We start from the raw sequence: 18460 nt of genomic DNA on the forward strand, positions 1-18460 counted from the left end.
TTCTACTACCGGCGCTGCTTCAACTGGTGCTGGTGCTGCCTCTGCTGCCGCCATCGCTGCCATAGCCGCATCAACATCTCCTGCTGTCTCTGCTGAAGCCATAGCTGCAAGCATAGCTTCAGGATCAACAGGTGCCGGTTCCGGAGTCGGCTCCGGAGCTGGTGCTGCTGCCTCTGCACTTGCAGTCTCTGCCATTATCTGATCAAGATCAGGAAGATCAGCAATTGGTTCCGCCTCTGCTTTCTTAGGGCGGCCTCTCTTAGGCTTAGGCGCCTCTTCCGGCACAGGAGCAGGCTCAGCAACTGCCTCTTCCTGCTTCATAGCAGCTAAGAGATCATCTACATTCGCAGTTGATAAATCCTGTCCATTCAACAAATCCTGAGTACTCATGCCATCCATGCTGATTCTCCTTTCATTTCACAAGACGAATAAATTATGAATCTACATTTATTTTTGGGCACAAAATCCCCTTTTTTGCGCAAGTGTCTATTTATATTATCGTTTATTTATTTTTGTTTTTACAGTAAACTTTTTATAAAATTCTCGAAACATATTTTTATAAAAATACAAAAAGGTGGCAGTTACATATCAATAACTGCCACCAAGCAGTTTGTGCATATTAATAAAGGCTTATCAAGCCTAATGCCCACTTGCTACAGAGCATATCCTCATCTTGTCATTCACAGTAAGTACACCCCATGCTTTCCTGTTTGCAGGAGATGCTGGCGGAATGAAAACTGCTTCGTTTATGATACTGCTTTTTATTCTACCGAGATTTGTTATGCAATAACCTTCCCGGGCTTCAAATCCAAACATTTTGCTACCGACAAACTTACCGGCATTGCTGGTAAAACCGCCAAGAGTCGATATAGGAACAGCATCTAGCAATCCCGAATCCATAGTAAAATAACATGCCAGAACAAGCATCTCTTTTTGAGGCGACTGAAGGATCTTCTTGATTTCATCTCTAACTGACTTTGTAAGTTCGATAACATCAGAATGTTTCTTCTTAACTACTACGCTAAATGCTGAGGCATAGTTTCCCAGAGAGCCTTTATTATAGTTCTTCACCTTCGTTCTGATATCAGAAGCGATGATTATCTTTTGGGTATTTTCATCGAGCATCATCTTGGCAATAAGATAGTCATTAACTGTTACTCCATTATCCTTACAAACAGAAAGTATTTTATCAAGTGAAGCACCGTCAAAACTCATGATATTACGCATGATATTCTGCCTTGAATCAAATTCCTTTTCAAACTTAAGGTACTCTTCATATCTTACCTTATGATTTTCCTTGCCCCACTTCTTATTTGCATCTTTTATAATGATCTTACTCATAAAGCCAAGGTCACTTCCTTCAGGAAGATCACTTATACTCTCTATCAGTCTTTCTTCAGAAAACTCAGGTCTTACATTTATTGAATAGTACTCTGCAAATTCTTCCATCAGCATCAGAAGCCCTCTTCCGTCACACAGAAGATGATGTGCAACAAAAAGAATCTCAAAACTATCAGTAGAAGGATAAACATATACTTTGAGCAAGGCATCCTTTTGAACATTCCATCCGGCTTTCGACACATTATCAAAGTCAGTCTGCCAGTCACTTCCTTTAACCATAGGTATTCTCAGATCATCCTGCTTTTCATAGAAGACCTTACCAGTATCTTTCTCTTCTGAGATCAGGCTCACAAGCAGTGGGTGCGCAGTTTTAAGAACTTCTATACTCTCTTTCAGCCGTTCCTCGTTAAACTCTTTCCCTATCTCCGCCATAATCCCAAAATGCATATTCGGGCACATATAGTGTGCCCTTTCAGTATATAAGTATTTCCTGTCTGCCATGTCTTTATCTTTCCTTAACTTATCTTATCAGTTAGATTATCTGATGATTAAGCTCGAGATACACCTTTGGTTATTATTCTTTTACCACCAAAAATCTGCACTTCTTGCAGGCAATCCCCAAAAGTACATACACTGTATAAGCCAAAACTCCGATTCCTATGCCCACAAGAGCCCACCAAAACCACTTGAGAACAAACTGATCAACATGCTCTGACAGAGTTCCAATCCAGGAATCCATCTTGTAGAAGCTGATGAAAAGGTCGTTTTCATGCATGAAATAAATCATCAGCGTTGATTTACCAAGATAGTTGATTACTTTACTACTTGGCATATGAATTCGCCTAAACAATTCAAATAAGCATACGGTAACTATCACAACGGTGATGTCATGATTGGCAAACTGAGGAATTGTCTGCATAAAGCCATACTGTTCTTCGCTTGTAAGATACTTTGCAATGTTCATTGAAGTAATATTGTAATTGGAAATGTACCTAAGAAGGTATGTAGCAGCAATCACAAGAAACAAAATATAAAGTCGAACGTGGCTAAAGGGATTGTATTTCTTGATATATCCGCCAAGTGCATAAAAGAAAACACCTATCATCAAGGTTCTGATTCCGTTTGCGATTCCCTCAAAAATGTAGGAAGACCAATGGAACTGATCTATTGCGAACAAAGCAAGCAAAAAGCCTACATATTCCTTAGCTTCAAGTCTTGATAAAAACTTATTCAAAAAAACTTTTCCGATCACAACAACCAGGATGTAATACCCGGTGAACCACCATTCATCGTTAAAAATGTAGAAGCCAACCAGATTACGAGCTGAAAGGTCACTGCTTCTTCCAGCAATAACTGTTGATGCTATTGTCAAAAGAACTGTTGCAAAACCCACCTCTAATAAAAGCTTCCCGGAAATCTTCCCAAGATCAACACTTAAATTTCCAACCAAAAAGTAACCGGAAATCATTATAAATAACGCATTTCCTATCATTCCGAAGGTATTACCGGCGTCAAGAAGAAATAGCTGCTTGAAAAATACCGGATCAGCAAAAGCTCCGTCATTTATTCTCGTCTGTGGTCCATGCAACTGAATATGGAAAAGAACTATCAAAATAATTGCAAGAATCCTTAAGAGCTCAAAATTAGAACTTCTGACCTTTTTATCCATTTAAATAAAACTCCCCTCTAATTCACATATATTTATGCAGATAATCTGCTAATACTCTATCTATTCTACTACTCGCAAATAGCTGCTCACACAGTATAATGTCTGTCCATTGTATTCCACACGGGACCAGCCATATTCGTTGTTAATACCTGTTCTAAGCGCTGTTTCTCCTGCAGAAAGAGATGCAATAACCTGTGAATCTTCATCTGTTACGCTTGGTTTGTTACGCAAATTTACTACATCCTTAGCTGTGACTGTTTCACTACAGTCAGTGAATTTGGTTTTAAAACCTGACGTTTCCTGAACCTGCTGCGTTTCCTGTTTGGGAGCACTAAGGTCTGTAGTAAGATAACTTGAAACAGCATAATAAGTGTTTCCTTCATAAATAACTCTGGACCATCCACTTGAACTTACGCCGGTTCTCTGGGCGGTCTGGCCATTTTCCAGAGTTACCATTACTGTACTGTCGCTTCCCTGGCTGGGTTTATTCCTAAGGTTAGTACTGTTTTTGGCAGTAACTGTTTCATCTACAGAATCAAAGTTCATCAGAGCCTCCACATCAGCCGATGCTGTTTCTCTTTCCGATGTATCTTTGGCCGTCTCCGTGCCGTTGTATCCAAAATATGCAACGTCCACATCAACCTTACCGTTTATCCCTGGAACTGTTCCGTTACTGGTATATTGCCACATAGCGCACTTCACGTCTGTAGCCGGGCCCTTTGCTATGCTACTAGCATCCTGGTTATACCAGGCCATCCAGATTTTGTACTTCTGCTGTATCTGTGTAGTATTCCACTTGGCATCTCCCACTAGCTCACTTTGAGATGCGTAAAAGATAGGCGTATAACCGGCACTATATATCTGATCCATAAAGGCCATTGCAATAGCACTTCTCTCATCCTGAGTAAGATTAACCTGCCTGCTGGACGCATTTTCAAAGCCTTCGCAGTTGTAGCCCACCGGATAGGTTATTGAATACTTGGCAATATAACTTGTTACCCAGTTTGCCTCCTCCCTGGCTTCATCATTATTTACAGCTGTGGAAAAAAAGTAAGCTCCAACCTTAATTCCGTATTTCTCAGATTCCTGCATATTGAACTTTGCATTGGTATCAGCCTTGATCTCACCTGTTTTGGCATCTCTATAGCCTACTCTTACCATGGCAAAATCAATACCGCTTCCTGCAACCTGTTCCCAGTTTATGGTTCCCTGAAATCTGGATACATCTATTCCATAGGTCACATTGGAGTTTTCCCCAACACTGCTGGCACTAACTATCTGATTAACATCAACTGCAGATCCGCTTTCATTTTTTACAGAAGCCTGAGGATCGCTATCTTCAGTAGTTTCAGAGGAAGTCGCCCCAGCTGATGAACTGTCCGAAGCTGCCTCCGCCTGTGAACTTTCCTTAGAAGAAGCCAAAGGACTGTCCGTAGCAGATATTTCCATGGCGGACATATCCTGATCATTTTCTGCTACAGCGTCACTACTTCCCGCCTCTATACTCTCAAACAAAAACTCATCATTGCTACTGTCGCTATCAGTACCCGATCCTTTGCTTAAGAAGAGCCATGCAATCACAATCGCAAAAAGAACAAGGATAACAGCTCCCCCTATGGCTATTTTCAAAAATCCATTTCCATCTTCGTAGTCAAAATCATCATCAAAGTCTTTTTTCATACTAGTAAGTCCTCAAAATCCTCTATTCATCAGTATTTACATCATTCCATACCTTCATATAATAGCACACCCACCCAAAATAAAAAGTCTTTCAAAGCGGTTTTAAAGATTTACATCCCAATTTTTTTAATTTCTATAAATTATCGTTAATTCTTATTCATATTTACGTTTTTTCATTGAATTACATATATAATTTAGATTGGTTGAGTAGCTTTTTCTAATCGAGGATTAACCATGGTATTAGTCGCACTAAAGTATTATTGGCCAAGAATCCTGAGAATGCATAAAAAACCGTCGGCAAAGTAGTCATCCTACTCTACCGACGGTTTTGTTATTTATCAAATTCTTTAGCTATTATTATCAAACAATACCCTGAGCCTTCATAGCCTCTGCTACCTTAAGGAAGCCTGCGATGTTAGCACCTGCAACGAAGTTACCTTCCATACCATACTTCTTGGCAGCATCATCAATATTGTGATAGATGTTAACCATGATCTGCTTGAGCTTAGCATCAACTTCTTCGAAGCTCCATGAAAGTCTCTCGCTGTTCTGGCTCATCTCAAGAGCTGATGTAGCAACACCACCTGCGTTAGAAGCCTTACCACATACAAAAAGAACTCCGTTCTTCTGGAGGTACTCAGTAGCCTCGATAGTTGTAGGCATGTTAGCACCCTCACAAACAGCGATTACGCCGTTAGCAACAAGCTGCTTAGCATCGTCGATGAGAAGCTCGTTCTGTGTTGCGCAAGGAAGAGCAACATCACACTTGATTGACCAAACGCCTCTGCCCTCGTGATACTCAGCTGACTTTCTTGCTGCAGCATACTCTGTAAGACGTGCTCTCTTAACCTCTTTAACTTCCTTAAGAAGTTCAACATCGATTCCTTCCGGATCATAAATCCAACCTGTTGAATCTGAGCATGTAACAACCTTAGCGCCGAGCTGCTGAGCCTTCTCGATAGCGTAGATAGCAACGTTACCAGCACCTGAAACAACTACTGTCTTGCCGCTGATATCATGACCATTGCACTTAAGAAGCTCCTCTGTAAGGTAAAGAAGACCATATCCTGTAGCCTGTGTACGAGCAAGTGATCCGCCGTATGTAAGACCCTTACCTGTAAGTACTCCCTCGTATACGTCTCTGATTCTCTTGTACTGACCGTACATATATCCGATCTCACGTCCGCCAACACCGATATCTCCGGCAGGAACGTCTGTGTCAGCACCGATGTGTCTGTAAAGCTCTGTCATGAAGCTCTGGCAGAATGCCATAACTTCTCTGTCTGACTTGCCCTTAGGATCAAAGTCAGAACCACCCTTACCACCTCCGATTGGAAGGCTTGTAAGTGAGTTCTTGAAGATCTGCTCGAAGCCAAGGAACTTAATGATTCCAAGGTTTACTGATGGATGGAAACGAAGACCTCCCTTGTAAGGTCCGATAGCTGAATTGAACTGTACACGGAATCCGTTATTAACCTGTACCTGTCCCTTATCATCAACCCAAGGTACTCTGAAAAGGATCTGTCTCTCTGGAGTAACAAGTCTCTCAAGGAGAGCATCCTTACGGTACTCATCTTCGTTAGCCTCGATAACAACTCTAAGTGACTCAAGTACCTCTTTTACTGCCTGATGGAACTCAGGCTGAGCTGGGTTCTTTTCAACAACATAATCGTAAATCTCGTCAACGTATGACATTTTTTCTCCTTCCCGTACCTTAGGTACATTACAAAACTTTCTGCTATTAAAATAAAAAGATATGAAAATAGGGCGCAAGAAACCTACGGTCTCTACGCCCCATTGCGCAGACATCACTGCCTGATGAGTATTATATACTTTAATAATTTAAAGCGCAAGAGTTTTTTGAATTAATATTTGTCAAAAAATATTCACTCATTTTCACTTGCCTGATTATCGCCAGGTTCAACTTCTTTCTCTTCTTTATTTGTAACATTTGGTTCTACAGCTGTATCCTGATTTCCATTCACTTTCTCAAAATCACTTATTGCTTCAGGTGCACTAGCTTCATTTTTCTCAGACGCATCCACCTGATAAGCACTCTCATTATGAGCTGAAGCAGGTGTAAAGTGAGATACCTGACTATCCTCGCCCTGGAATTTGATTCCATTGGTCTTGCGGATAAAGTCCATCATATTCAGCATCTTAAGAGTCTCTGAGTGAGGCATTTCCGGACATTCAAGCCATCCCTCATGCATAGCCTTAACACAAGCTTCTATTTCATACTCATAGCCGCTGATCTGTCTTGATCTCTTATAGCTGGCTATCTTCTTGTAGGTTGTATCATAGACATTGATAGCCTCATAATTATTGATGTTCTCTACAACTATGTATCCCTTAGGGCCATAGATTACGCCACTTCTGTCACTTATACCTAGAGCTGTGGAATTTAAGACTGCCATCTTGCCATCGGCATATCTAAGAGTAATGCTATCCTGCATATCCATTCCGTTTTCATTGAAGGTGCATATTGAAGCAATATCCGTAACATCGTTTCCAAATACCATGGAAGCAAAGTTAAGCACATATACTCCCAGATCAAGAAGCGCTCCTCCTCCAAGCTGTGGAAGACTAATTCTGTCCTTGGCAGCTATATTATAGCCAAGATTAGCTGTAAGCATATAGGGCTGACCTATCACATTGCTGGCAAGAACTTCTGACAGCTTGCTTCTCATAGGCATATATCTTGTCCACATAGCCTCTGTAAGCAAAAGATTCTTACTCTCCGCAAGCTCAAATACTTCCTTCGCCTGCTGTTCGTTTAACATAAATGCTTTCTCACATATAACATGCTTACCTGCTGACAAAGCAAGTTTAACATTTTCAAAGTGCTCAGAATGCGGTGTTGCCACATAAACAAGCTCAACCTTGGAGTCACTAACAAGCTCGGCATATGACCCGTAAGCCTTTTTCACACCATGTTCAGAAGCAAACTTGTTTGCTCTTTCCTGGTCTCTTGAACCTACAGCATAGCACTCAACTCCTCTCATAGATTTAAGAGTATCGGCCATAATACTGGCAATCTTACCGGTTCCCATAATCGCAACTCTTACACGCCCAAACATTTCGCACCTCCATAGAAAGAATTGTGGTTATAAATCTGTAGCCAGCATAAATATGCTGGCTACATTTATGTTCATATTCTATTATATTACTCTTTGGTCAGAAATTCAGATTTAATATAACCTGTTTTCTTGTTATATTCTACCTTGGCCCATCCGCTGGCATACTGCTCAACAACATTAACAGTACTTCCGGAATAGATCATCTCAAGAACTTCTGACTCTGTGCTCTGGCTCTTACGAAGTCTTACTGTATCGCTGACTTTCATCTTGCCGGTATCTGAAGACTTGACTGTAGTCTTGGTATCATCTGTAGTAGTCTGTGTTTCCTGAGACTCTTCATTAGCCGTGTCATTTGAAACCTCTACAGTCTCCTCTCCAACAACTTCAAAGAACTCAGTCTTAACATATGCCACGCCGTTATTATACTCAATTTTGCTCCAACCGTTAGCAAGAGCCTCAAGCTGCTTGAATTCCTCGCCCTTCTTGGTCTTGGAAATAATGTCTGCAGTCTCACTGTCTGAACTACGAATATTGATAACATCTGTAGCTCTGATTGTATGAGTTGTAACTGTTACAACGCTCTCTTCTGATGTAGCCTCGGTTGCGGCCTCCTCTGTACTTGTCTCCTCAGCTGCTGCATTTGTGGTAGCCTCGGAAGAAGCAAGTGCCTCTCCAACAGAAACCTGCAGACCTTCTCTCATCTTAGTCAAGAGTTCTGCCAGTGCCTCATCGGAATTAACCATCTCGTTGTACTCGGTAGCAACCTTATTATTAAGATCAATTACATCTTCCTGAACATTGACCTGTCTTAAATACTCAATCTCACTGGCATTGGCAATATCACCATTTATGTAAAGCTTGCCGTCATCATCTGTACAGATATAAAGTGTCTCAAGTCCGGGAACTGCCTTATCGTAGTCATAAAGCTTAACTTCATTATAAACATAAGCTACGTAGCTTCCTGACACTGGGCCCGGCTTGGTATAAACAGTAATATTTCTAAAGCCCTCGATATAGTCTGCTGCTGCAACTGCCTTGAGAAGCTCTGTATCCTCCAGCCCCTTGTATATGGATGCGATGGTCTCTGAGTCTCCATTTGCAGATGCTTCATAATACTCATTGATAAGATAGTTCACATCATCATAAGCATTTTCTGACATTGGAATAATTTCATTGATCTCAAGAGTTGATCCAAGATCTGCCTCAGCAACCACGGTTGCCGACTCTTTCATTCTCTTATTGGCACTAAGTGCTATAGCTACTGTAATAACAACCGCCAGCACAAAAGCCACAGGCATCAGATATTTCTTGTTGTCACCTAAAATTGCAAAAATATTCTTTCTACTATTCCTAAAGGAATAATTTCTCTTCTTTCTCTTTCTCATGTAAAACCTCTATCCGTTCTAATATGCACCCGACAGGACTCGAACCTGCATCAAAGGCGTCGGAGGCCTACGTTCTATCCATTAGACTACGGGTGCATAAGCGTACTAGGTTATAATAACATAATGCCCCTAGAAAGTCCAATACCGTGCATTGCAAGCGGCTTCGCGGTTTAGACCGGGTAATTGATCATTCATCGCTCCAAATTCATAGCGGAGATTTTCTTATCTTCCATGCTGTAATAATAGATACTCTCGCTTAAAAAATCCTCTTCGCATATAACGCTTTGGTTTACTTCCTGAACAATTCTGATAAGCCCATCCAGACCATCTCTGTCATCCGGAGCGCACATTACTATAGTCTCATGCACGGATGAAGGCAATACCACCAGATCTTTGCCCAGTTCCTCTGACAGTTTTTCCAAGTATCCAGGATAAAAAGCTGCTGCCGCCCCATAGGTCTCCTTGGTATTAGAAACAACGAACATATCCCTTGGGAAGTCTTCCGGGTCAAACAAATCCCCTCCATGAAGACTATTTACCGTTTCGAATAGTCCTCTGCATTTTACGGGAGCTATGACTTCAGCATTCTCCCATACGTTCTCCCATAATTCGTCAAAAGAAACTTCCCAGTGCCTCAGATGTTCATTTTTAATTGTAATGCTTCCTTCCCCCAAGGCATCATCCGTAATCAGGCAAATCGGCACAAGAGCCAGATCCTCAAGCTTCTTGTACGGAATATCCATAAGTTCTTTCTTGTTACGCTTATAATTCATGACCTTGAAGGATAAATGTTTGCAGGCATTTGAAAAGTCTGTAAAAAAGCTGACATCAAATCCCATCTTAGGCACATTCTCCCTGTATAGCGTGATAATATCATTGACAAGAATCTTTCTGTCGGTTCCTTCCTTGTACGAATTATAAAAACTATCAATATATATTGTTGGTGCTATATTCTCATTTTCTTTTTTGATCAAAAGAGCATGATAAGTAACTCCGTTTGTCTTGGTAACCTCCTTGTACTCTATAGTATATTCCGAACCTAAAATTATCCTTATTTCATCGGCTACCACCATTCCAAAATCTTCAATTTTCATATCTTCCACATTTCCTCCTTTGGGTAATAAAATTGCGCAAAAAAAGACAATAGTGAAACATCCTGATGGATGAATTACTATTGTCTTACTAAGTTCTATAAATATTATGACTAAATATACGTGTCAGATATGGTTACGTAGTCAATTAAACTCTTGAAAGATACTCACCTGTTCTAGTATCAATCTTGATAACATCTCCCTCGTTAACGAAGAGAGGTACTGATACATTAGCACCAGTCTCAACAGTTGCAGGCTTTGTAGCACCTGTAGCTGTGTCGCCCTTGAATCCAGGCTCAGTCTCTGTAATAGCAAGTTCAACGAACATAGGAGGCTCTACAGCGAATACGTTGCCGTTGTAAGACATAACCTTACAAACCTCGTTCTCCTTAACGAACTTGAGAGAATCACCGATCTGATCTGATGTAAGACCGATCTGCTCATAAGTCTCTGAATCCATGAAGTTGTAGATATCGCCATCCTGATAGAGATACTGCATATCCTTCTTGTCGATTCTAGCTGCAGGGAACTTCTCAGTAGGACGGAATGTTGTCTCCTTAACACCGCCGTTGATGATATCCTTGAGCTTAGTTCTTACGAAAGCAGCGCCCTTACCAGGCTTAACATGCTGAAATTCAATAATCTGACATACGTTGCCATCGATTTCGATGGTCACACCATTTCTGAAATCACTTGCAGAAATCATAAAAAATCCTCCTAAATTACTTCACATCAAACAACTAGTACATTTTAAACTATCACTTCCGATTTTTCAACTATTTTTTTCTCACAAAAATAGCAAATAGAAACTATCAGTTCAAATGCAGTTTCTGCGAGTTATAGCTTAAAATCGCCGAAGACACTTGTACTCCCCCCAGCATTTTTATAGGATGCTATTCTTGATGCATTGTAACTATTATATTCACTTATTTCATCACTTCTGTCGTGACTTGCAATACTACGCTGAATGTCACCTTGTATATCGAGATTGGCTATATTTTTGTTTATTTCGCCTGTGATATCTCTGCTGGCAATCTTGTTTTGGATTACCTCTCCAAGATTATCCATTCCTGAAAATACGCTTTTTATCTCATTCTCAAGATTCAGCGCCGCTTTAGAACTTATATCGCTTGCCTGCGCAAAAGCCTGGCTCAGGTCAGAGTTCTCAGACTTATCTGCCGTGTTTACAACATCGGTAGTCGTTGACGTTTCCGGTAAACTGTTTAGCAAACTCGTTATGTCAAATGAGGATGAACTGTCAGAGTCTGAATTTCCACTCATACCATACAGATTCATGCTGTCAGAGACCTTCATGGCATCAATTATCGCCTGCCTGTCATCAGTACTAAGACTGCTGCTATCAATGTTGTTAAGTGCCCCTGTCAGGTACTTCTGAAATATCCCGGATAAGTCTGACGAACTGGAACTTGTGCTTTCCGTCAGCATCTTATTCACATCCGAGATTGAATACAGATAATTATTTACAGCAGTAGTTATCTTAGATACATCTAATGCCATTTTCTATCCCCCAGACTACGATGACACCACTAACGATATTCTGTAACAATTGTACCATTATATTATTCAATCCGCCACTTTTCCGGTAATGACAATTTTTTGCATAACCTCTGAGATTATGCACTTTAGTCTTCCCTGGTACTTGGCATCAATATAATCTGCAATCCATATCCGGAATATTATCAGTTTTTCTTGTACATTGGTATTACGCGAAGCTTATGGAGATTGAGTTCATGCATTCTATCGATTTTCTTTCTCTTTTCCTCATCCTCTAAAACTCCGGTGTAGATGTATCTGTCGAGTTCATCATAAGTAAATCCAAGCTTGTCCTCATCAGACATTCCTGAAAGGCCGTCGGATGGGGTCTTGTGAATAAGTTCGGTAGGAAGTCCCAGCTCATCACCTATCATTCTCATTTCAGTAACAGTGTAGTCTGAGCAAGGACTGAAGTCTCCGGCAGCATCACCGTACTTGGTGGAATAGCCCACGTAGTCCTCTGACTTATTGCAGGTGTTAGCTACTCTGCCTCCGTTTGGAAGAGAAGCTGCAATAGCATAAAGTGTAGTCATGCGGATTCTTGGTGGTGTGTTGATCCTGGCATCCTTGGATAAAAGAGATCCTGCCATCCAGTCAGCTCTGTCCATACTGTTAATTGTAAGCTCTGAAGTGTCAATTGCATCGTACATGCCCTGCACTGCCGGATGAATATTGACTATAGCATTGTCGATTCCAAGAACCTCTACAACCTTCTTGGAATCCTCAATATCCTTCTGCTCTCCGTCAGGCATCAGAACACCGAATACTCTTTCTCTTCCGAGGGCCTTTACCAAAAGAGCTGCAACTATAGTAGAGTCTTTTCCTCCTGAAATACCTACAACAGCGTTGGCCTTAGGGCCGCTTTTTTCAAACCAGTCTTTTATCCAGGCTACGATATTATCTATTTCTTTGGCTGCATCAAAATTCTGTAAATAGTCCATAATTTGAATCCTCCAATTGAATCTATGATGGTATGCGGATTACTCCATTGCAAAGTCCTTTTTATAATCTTGCATCATCATTTCTCGTGAGTCATTCTCCAGTCGATACATCTCTGAAGATAATCAACATAATCAGGGTTCTTGCACATTCCCTTGCCTGCTACATCGGAAATCTTGGCAACATCCTGGCCGTTGCAGGCTGTAGTCTTCATTACAATGTTCAGGGCCGGAACGTCTGTGTCATTAGAGATGTATGTACCGATTCCGAATCCAACCTTAGCTCTTCCATTGAAGTGTCTAAAGAGCTTGTCTGCTCTCTCAAAGTCAAGGCTGTCGCTAAAGAGAAGTGTCTTGGTCTTAGGATCAATACCAAGCTTCTCGTAATGTCTGATCATCTTCTCGCCCCATTCGATTGGATCACCTGAGTCGTGACGAACACCGCTAAAGAGAGTTGCGTAGGTGAGCTGGAAGTCCTTAAGGAAGCAGTCAGTTGTAATAGCATCTGTAAGAGCTGTTCCGTTCAAGATACCATACTCTTTTACCCATGCATCAAGAGCATACCAGTTAGAATATGCAGGGTTGTGCTTGTGATTGCCCTGACCTGTGCACATGATCCACTCATGAGCCATTGTTCCAACAGGTGTTACGCCATACTTCTTGGCAAGGAAAACATTAGATGTTCCAAGGAATTTGGATGTGCCAAGGTTTGCCTCAGCAAGAGTCTTAACTGCAAGTTCCTGAGCCTCTGCAGAGAGACGTCTTCTAAGTCCAAACTCACTGAATACTGAAAGGTTATAAGTTCCATCTTTTACCTTATCAACCTTCTCGTCCAGTCTTCTCTTGAAGCTCTCTAAAAGCTCATCATAGTTGTACTGCATTCTGAAGTAAACTTCATTGACAATGGCAAGAGTTGGGATCTCATACATTGAAGTGTTGAGCCATGTTCCCTTAGTCTCAATATTGAGGCCGCATTCAGCGTTGTCATCAATAGTAAAATCATCATATCTTGCCTGCCACAGACGCAGGAAATCAACGTATGAACCCTTGATCCAAACAATATTTTCAAGATAATCAAGCTCATCCTCAGTAAATCTCAGCTCACAGAATAACTTGATCTGTCTCTTGATCTCATCAACCATCTCTTTGGTAAAGTGTACATCCTTGTTTCTGCACTTAAATGACCAGGTTGTCTTGTAATCAGAAAACTGGTGATAGATTGCCTGCCCCATTGAAAATTTGTAAGCGTCAGTCTCAAGAAGTGATGTAATAATGCGTTCCATAATTTATATTTCCCCTTTTTCCAATCTGCTTGTGCACAGATTTTATTATTTTGTTTTATTTTTTGTAAAAAGAACTATCGTATTCCTCTCACGTACTCCGCAAAGGAAGGAATCATAAGCTCTGTATTAGCCCTTAGGTTTTCACGGATCATCGTGCCTGAAACCGGTCGATTTCTCTGGCAAAGGTGAACCTTAATATGCTGAGGCGTAGATGAAATCAGCTCTGAGTAGTCTTCTTCTGAAGTATAGAAGCACAGTTCATCTTTAGCCACAATCAGCTCTTTTTGGAAGAGATGAAGCAGCATTCTGTCTACCCAGTAGTTCCATATCTGCTGCTGATTCCAATGCTTCTTGATTTCCGGGTCGGTATCATGAAGCATTGTAACAAAAACCTTTTCATCATCAGCAAACTCTTTTGTAGCAAGCTCGTATCTTAACTCAAGAGGAAATGTCGGATAACCTCGATCCCCCTCATGACCGCAGCACACAACAATTACTTTGTCCATTTCCTCTTTTGCTATATTGATAACGTCCATGTGCCCCAAATGCATTGGAGCAAATGTTCCAAAAACCAGGCCTATTTTCATATCCTGTAATTCCTCCGGTTATTCCTATATTTCGCAGGTGGTCCGCTGACTTTCATCAATCACGTAACAATACTTCTTACGCCACCTGTACCTGGCAGCTCTTCATAGTTGCAAGAGCGGCGTTGTGAGACTGCGGAGTAACTCCCGCGCAGCACTTAGAGTCTACAGCTACAGGAATCTCTGTGTTATAAGCCTTTATTAGAAGTGCGTTGCTGACAACACATATGTCTGTGCAAACACCGATAAGTTCAACCGAAAGCTCACCGTTTCTCTTATCAGCCTCTTCCTTAATGTACTGAGCAAGCTCTTTGCTGCCAAAGGTTGGCTTGTTAAATATCTTTTTACCATTGGAAAGCTCAGATAGTTCTGGAATGATCTCCCATCCGTCTGTTCCCTCAAAGCAGTGAGGAACTGGAAGATTCTTGCCCTCCTGAGTTTCCATGTAGTTCTCCTGGTGAGTATCTCTTGTAAATACTACTGTTCCGTCGAAGTTCTTAACCTTCTCAACAACTGCCGGAACAATCTGCTGTGCCTCGGCGCTCCCCAGCGCACCTGTCACAAAGTCTTTCTGCATGTCTACTACAACTAAGATCTTATCCATAATTTCTCTCCTCCTATATATGAATATGTATCTGCTGGTCTTCCCCTGCCTACCGCGACGGATCCGGTCTTCTTAATAAGTCCGTGCTCCATATAAGTATTCATCTGGTACTTGGTAAAATTGCCTCTGTTGATTTCCTGTCCTGTCACCGACTGATATATCTGGCGAAGCATTCCGGCAGTGAACCGGTGCGGATCAACTAAGAACTTGAATATGATGTCGGTGTAATCAATCTTGGCCTTCAGCCTGTCTACTGCCACCTGCAGAATCTCGTCATGGTCAAAACCAAGATTGGAACTTAAGAAACTCTTCTCATGCTCGTTATCCTTATTGCCATCCAATGAATTTGAACTGTTCTTATCTCCATTGGTATGTACATTTGAATTGTCCATTTTGTCCCAAGTCTGGCATAGCTTGTAACTACCTACATTAGACCCCTTAATCGTAAACCACTGCATCCAAGGAACCTTGACCATTGATACATCAGGTATGATTCCCAAATACGCTATGGAGATAACTCTTTCTCTTGGATCTCTGTTGATATCCGAAAAGGTCTGGAGCTGTTCTGTATATATCTTGCCTGTCAGCTCAAGTTTTTCTGAAAGAAGCCTTTCCACTGCCCCCTCTGCAGATTCATTCTCCCTCACAAAGGATCCCGGAAGTGCAAACATATCCTTGAATGGCTCCTGGTCTCTCTTGGTCAGGCAAATCGCAAGCTGATTATCAATTACTGAAAACAAGAGAAGATCAACTGTAACATATGGATGTTTGTATTCTGAAAGCATGAATCCGATCTCCGTTTCTTATTTTATTAGTTCGATTGTTTCTTGTTATTTCTTTTTGTATCAATTTGTTTTTGCTTTTTGCTTTTTATTTCTTTTCTTTTTGTATCAATTTGGTTCTTTTGTTTATGTTTTGTTTTTGTTTCATTTTTATATTTATTATTTTACACACTATTTTATACATGTCAATATATTTTGTTTCGCTTTTAAATTTATTTTTTCTATTCAATTTTATATCATTCATTACTGAGATACACCTTTTTCAGCCGTTTCATGAATCTGCGTACTAAATCATATTCGTGGATGTTTTGATATCATAGACATGCTAAAATATATTAAGATATATTGGTTACAAAACTTAATTGAATCCAAGTTGTCTATTTGTGTCACCTATAGCAGCGGAAGTCATACTAAATCAGATTTGCAGATGCTCTTGGTATTATTCAAAAAATCTGTTGTAATAACAAAATCGATTCTTACGAGTCTTTGTTATTCCCTGCTATATTTGCTGTAATGATATAATCAATCCCCAGATGACTTTGGTATTACTCAAAAATATATTTGTAATAATAAAACCAATCTGCAGAGATCTTTGGTATTACCTGAGAAAAATATTGCAATAACAAAATCAATCTTCAGATGGTTTTGTTATTACTCACAAATAATAATGTAATAACAAAGACAATCCTCTGATAACTTTGGTATTACTCGCCAAAAATTATGTAATAGCAAAGACAATCCTCTGATGGCTTTGGTATTACTCGCTCAAAATAATGTAATAACAAAATCAATTCTCAGAGAAAAATAGTATTTAACCAGCTATAGGCAGCAACAGACAGCTATAGGCACCGATTCTAAATCACAATTCTTAACCACAGTTCAAAGAACTCAAAGCACGCAAAATTACTCAAAGCAAAAAGGAGCACTCACATGGCAGAAAAAATGCACGCCGCAGGACGCGGAAAAGTCATCATCAGAACAAGCATCATTGGTATCGTCGTCAATATCCTACTTGCAGGATTCAAATTTGTGGTTGGCATCATTTCAGGTTCCATTGCCATCATGCTTGATGCAGTCAACAATCTAAGCGACGCCCTTTCTTCAGTTATCACTATCATTGGAACAGCCCTAGCAGGCAAAGCCCCTGACAAAAAGCACCCTCTTGGGTATGGCCGAGTTGAGTACATGAGCGCAATTGTAATATCTATCATCGTTCTCTATGCCGGCATCACTTCATTTGAAGAGTCAGTAAAGGCCATCATTCATCCTGAGGCTGCAGATTACAGCACAGTAACTCTTGTAATCGTGGCTGTTGCCGTAATTGTTAAGATTGTCCTTAGTCAGTTCTTTATTAACACGGGAAAAAAAGTATCTTCAGAATCTCTTGTTGCTTCAGGAACAGAAGCAAGATTTGATGCAGTAGTTTCTGTAGCCACTCTGGTAGCGGCTTTCATATTCATTCTAACAGGAGTATCCCTTGAATCTTATCTTGCAGCTATTATATCTCTGGTGCTGATAAAATCAGGTCTTGAGATGCTAAGAGATACAATAAGCCAGATACTGGGCGAGCGAATCGACGCCTCAACTTCTCAGGCTGTAAAAAAGACAATTCTTTCAATAGATGGTGTACAGGGAGCCTACGATCTTATCTTTAGTGACTATGGCCCTGACAGAGTTTTGGCTTCAGTTCACATTGAAATCCCGGACACCTTTACCGCAGATAAAATAGATCAGATAACCAGACAGATCACTGACCGTGTTTATCAGGAACACAACGTAGCAATCGTTTCCGTTGGTGTGTACTCAGTCAATACCAAGGACGATCAGGCCGCTGCTGTCAGAGGTGAAATCTCCAAGATTGTATCCCAGCACAACGAAGTTCTTCAGATGCACGGTTTCTTCGTAGACTTTGGTAAAAAAGAAATCCGCTTCGACCTTGTTATGGACTTTGTTCCAAACCGCAGTGAAATATTCAATCAGGTTTTATCGGAAATCAATACCAAATACTCTGATTTCAACGTCTTCGCAAACATGGACGTAAGCTACTCCGACTAAATCACAGATAACATAGATATTAGCTATCCGAACTGATCAAGCACAACAAAAATGCCGTCGCTCAAAGCGACGGCATCAGACTGTAGACAAAGTGGTCCTGAGAGCGTAGCTCTCAAGACCATTTTTCTTTTTCGCGAGTGTTTTATTGATAATAAAGGATAGAAACGGCCTCTATCAGGCCATCTCTAACCGCCATTCATGCTTGATTCTTGCAAGCTTTTTTAGATTCATACACGCAAAGGTAAGCGCGACCTTCATTTCCATCCGCGCCTTGCCATACATCTGCGTATATCTGAATCCGTGGTTCTCTTTTGCTGTTCCAAAGATTCTCTCTATTGTTTCTTTTCTGTGAGAATAGAGATCCTTCATTCCTTCTGTGTACCTTATATCCTCACATTCTTCAATGTAATCTTC

15 protein-coding genes, 1 tRNA gene and 2 pseudogenes are annotated in these 18460 nt (G+C 40.8%); 1 reads left to right on the forward strand and 17 read right to left on the reverse strand.

What is annotated here, in order from left to right; translation table 11 throughout:
• The 16 genes and pseudogenes from G613_RS18225 to G613_RS0117100 form a co-directional block, all read right to left on the reverse strand.
• Positions 1-399: pseudogene (locus G613_RS18225) on the reverse strand (hypothetical protein); the annotation flags it as partial.
• A gap of 240 nt (positions 400-639) precedes the next feature.
• Positions 640-1842 carry a condensation domain-containing protein gene (locus tag G613_RS0117030; protein WP_029233730.1) on the reverse strand — a complete coding sequence of 401 codons (1203 nt, stop codon included), beginning with the start codon at positions 1840-1842 and terminating at the stop codon, positions 640-642.
• A 73-nt stretch (positions 1843-1915) separates the two neighbouring features.
• Entirely contained in the window at positions 1916-3010 is a 1095-nt protein-coding gene (locus G613_RS0117035) for an acyltransferase family protein (RefSeq protein WP_029233731.1), read from the reverse strand.
• Between the two features lie 60 nt (positions 3011-3070).
• Complete coding sequence (locus tag G613_RS0117040; protein ID WP_029233732.1) at positions 3071-4690, reverse strand: GH25 family lysozyme; 1620 nt, start codon at positions 4688-4690, stop codon at positions 3071-3073.
• A gap of 360 nt (positions 4691-5050) precedes the next feature.
• Positions 5051-6385 carry an NADP-specific glutamate dehydrogenase gene (gdhA, locus tag G613_RS0117045; RefSeq protein WP_029233733.1) on the reverse strand — a complete coding sequence of 445 codons (1335 nt, stop codon included), beginning with the start codon at positions 6383-6385 and terminating at the stop codon, positions 5051-5053.
• A 191-nt stretch (positions 6386-6576) separates the two neighbouring features.
• Positions 6577-7770, reverse strand: coding sequence for a Gfo/Idh/MocA family protein (locus G613_RS0117050; protein WP_029233734.1), 1194 nt, complete (start codon positions 7768-7770; stop codon positions 6577-6579).
• A gap of 86 nt (positions 7771-7856) precedes the next feature.
• A complete protein-coding gene (locus G613_RS0117055) occupies positions 7857-9155 on the reverse strand; it encodes an SH3 domain-containing protein (protein ID WP_029233735.1) in 1299 nt (432 codons plus the stop codon).
• A 24-nt stretch (positions 9156-9179) separates the two neighbouring features.
• Positions 9180-9251: transfer RNA gene (locus G613_RS0117060), tRNA-Arg, on the reverse strand.
• 95 nt (positions 9252-9346) lie between these two features.
• On the reverse strand, positions 9347-10249 hold the full coding sequence (locus G613_RS0117065) for a DUF5688 family protein (RefSeq protein WP_155828119.1): 903 nt from the start codon (positions 10247-10249) through the stop codon (positions 9347-9349).
• A 145-nt stretch (positions 10250-10394) separates the two neighbouring features.
• A complete protein-coding gene (gene efp / locus G613_RS0117070) occupies positions 10395-10952 on the reverse strand; it encodes an elongation factor P (RefSeq protein WP_013281520.1) in 558 nt (185 codons plus the stop codon).
• A gap of 131 nt (positions 10953-11083) precedes the next feature.
• On the reverse strand, positions 11084-11764 hold the full coding sequence (locus G613_RS0117075; RefSeq protein WP_029233737.1) for a hypothetical protein: 681 nt from the start codon (positions 11762-11764) through the stop codon (positions 11084-11086).
• A gap of 182 nt (positions 11765-11946) precedes the next feature.
• Positions 11947-12741: an NAD(+) synthase gene (gene nadE / locus G613_RS0117080; RefSeq protein ID WP_029233738.1), complete on the reverse strand. Its 795-nt coding sequence runs from the start codon at positions 12739-12741 to the stop codon at positions 11947-11949.
• Positions 12742-12818: 77 nt separating this feature from the next.
• Positions 12819-14021 (reverse strand): nicotinate phosphoribosyltransferase, encoded by a 1203-nt coding sequence (pncB, locus tag G613_RS0117085; protein WP_029675058.1) that lies wholly within the window; start codon positions 14019-14021, stop codon positions 12819-12821.
• Positions 14022-14095: 74 nt separating this feature from the next.
• Complete coding sequence (locus G613_RS0117090) at positions 14096-14608, reverse strand: adenylyltransferase/cytidyltransferase family protein (protein ID WP_029233740.1); 513 nt, start codon at positions 14606-14608, stop codon at positions 14096-14098.
• 76 nt (positions 14609-14684) lie between these two features.
• On the reverse strand, positions 14685-15209 hold the full coding sequence (locus G613_RS0117095; protein WP_029233741.1) for a cysteine hydrolase family protein: 525 nt from the start codon (positions 15207-15209) through the stop codon (positions 14685-14687).
• A complete protein-coding gene (locus G613_RS0117100; protein WP_029233742.1) occupies positions 15194-15994 on the reverse strand; it encodes an NUDIX hydrolase in 801 nt (266 codons plus the stop codon). Before G613_RS0117100 ends, G613_RS0117095 begins: the two co-directional genes overlap by 16 nt.
• 927 nt (positions 15995-16921) lie before the next feature.
• Here G613_RS0117100 and G613_RS0117110 point away from each other — a divergent pair.
• Entirely contained in the window at positions 16922-18046 is a 1125-nt protein-coding gene (locus tag G613_RS0117110) for a cation diffusion facilitator family transporter (RefSeq protein WP_029233743.1), read from the forward strand.
• Positions 18047-18238: 192 nt separating this feature from the next.
• On the opposite strand, the pseudogene G613_RS0117115 reads toward G613_RS0117110, so the two are convergent.
• Positions 18239-18460 (reverse strand): annotated as a pseudogene (locus G613_RS0117115) (transposase); the annotation flags it as partial.

The organism is Butyrivibrio sp. VCB2006, assembly GCF_000420945.1.
Classification (GTDB): domain Bacteria; phylum Bacillota; class Clostridia; order Lachnospirales; family Lachnospiraceae; genus Butyrivibrio.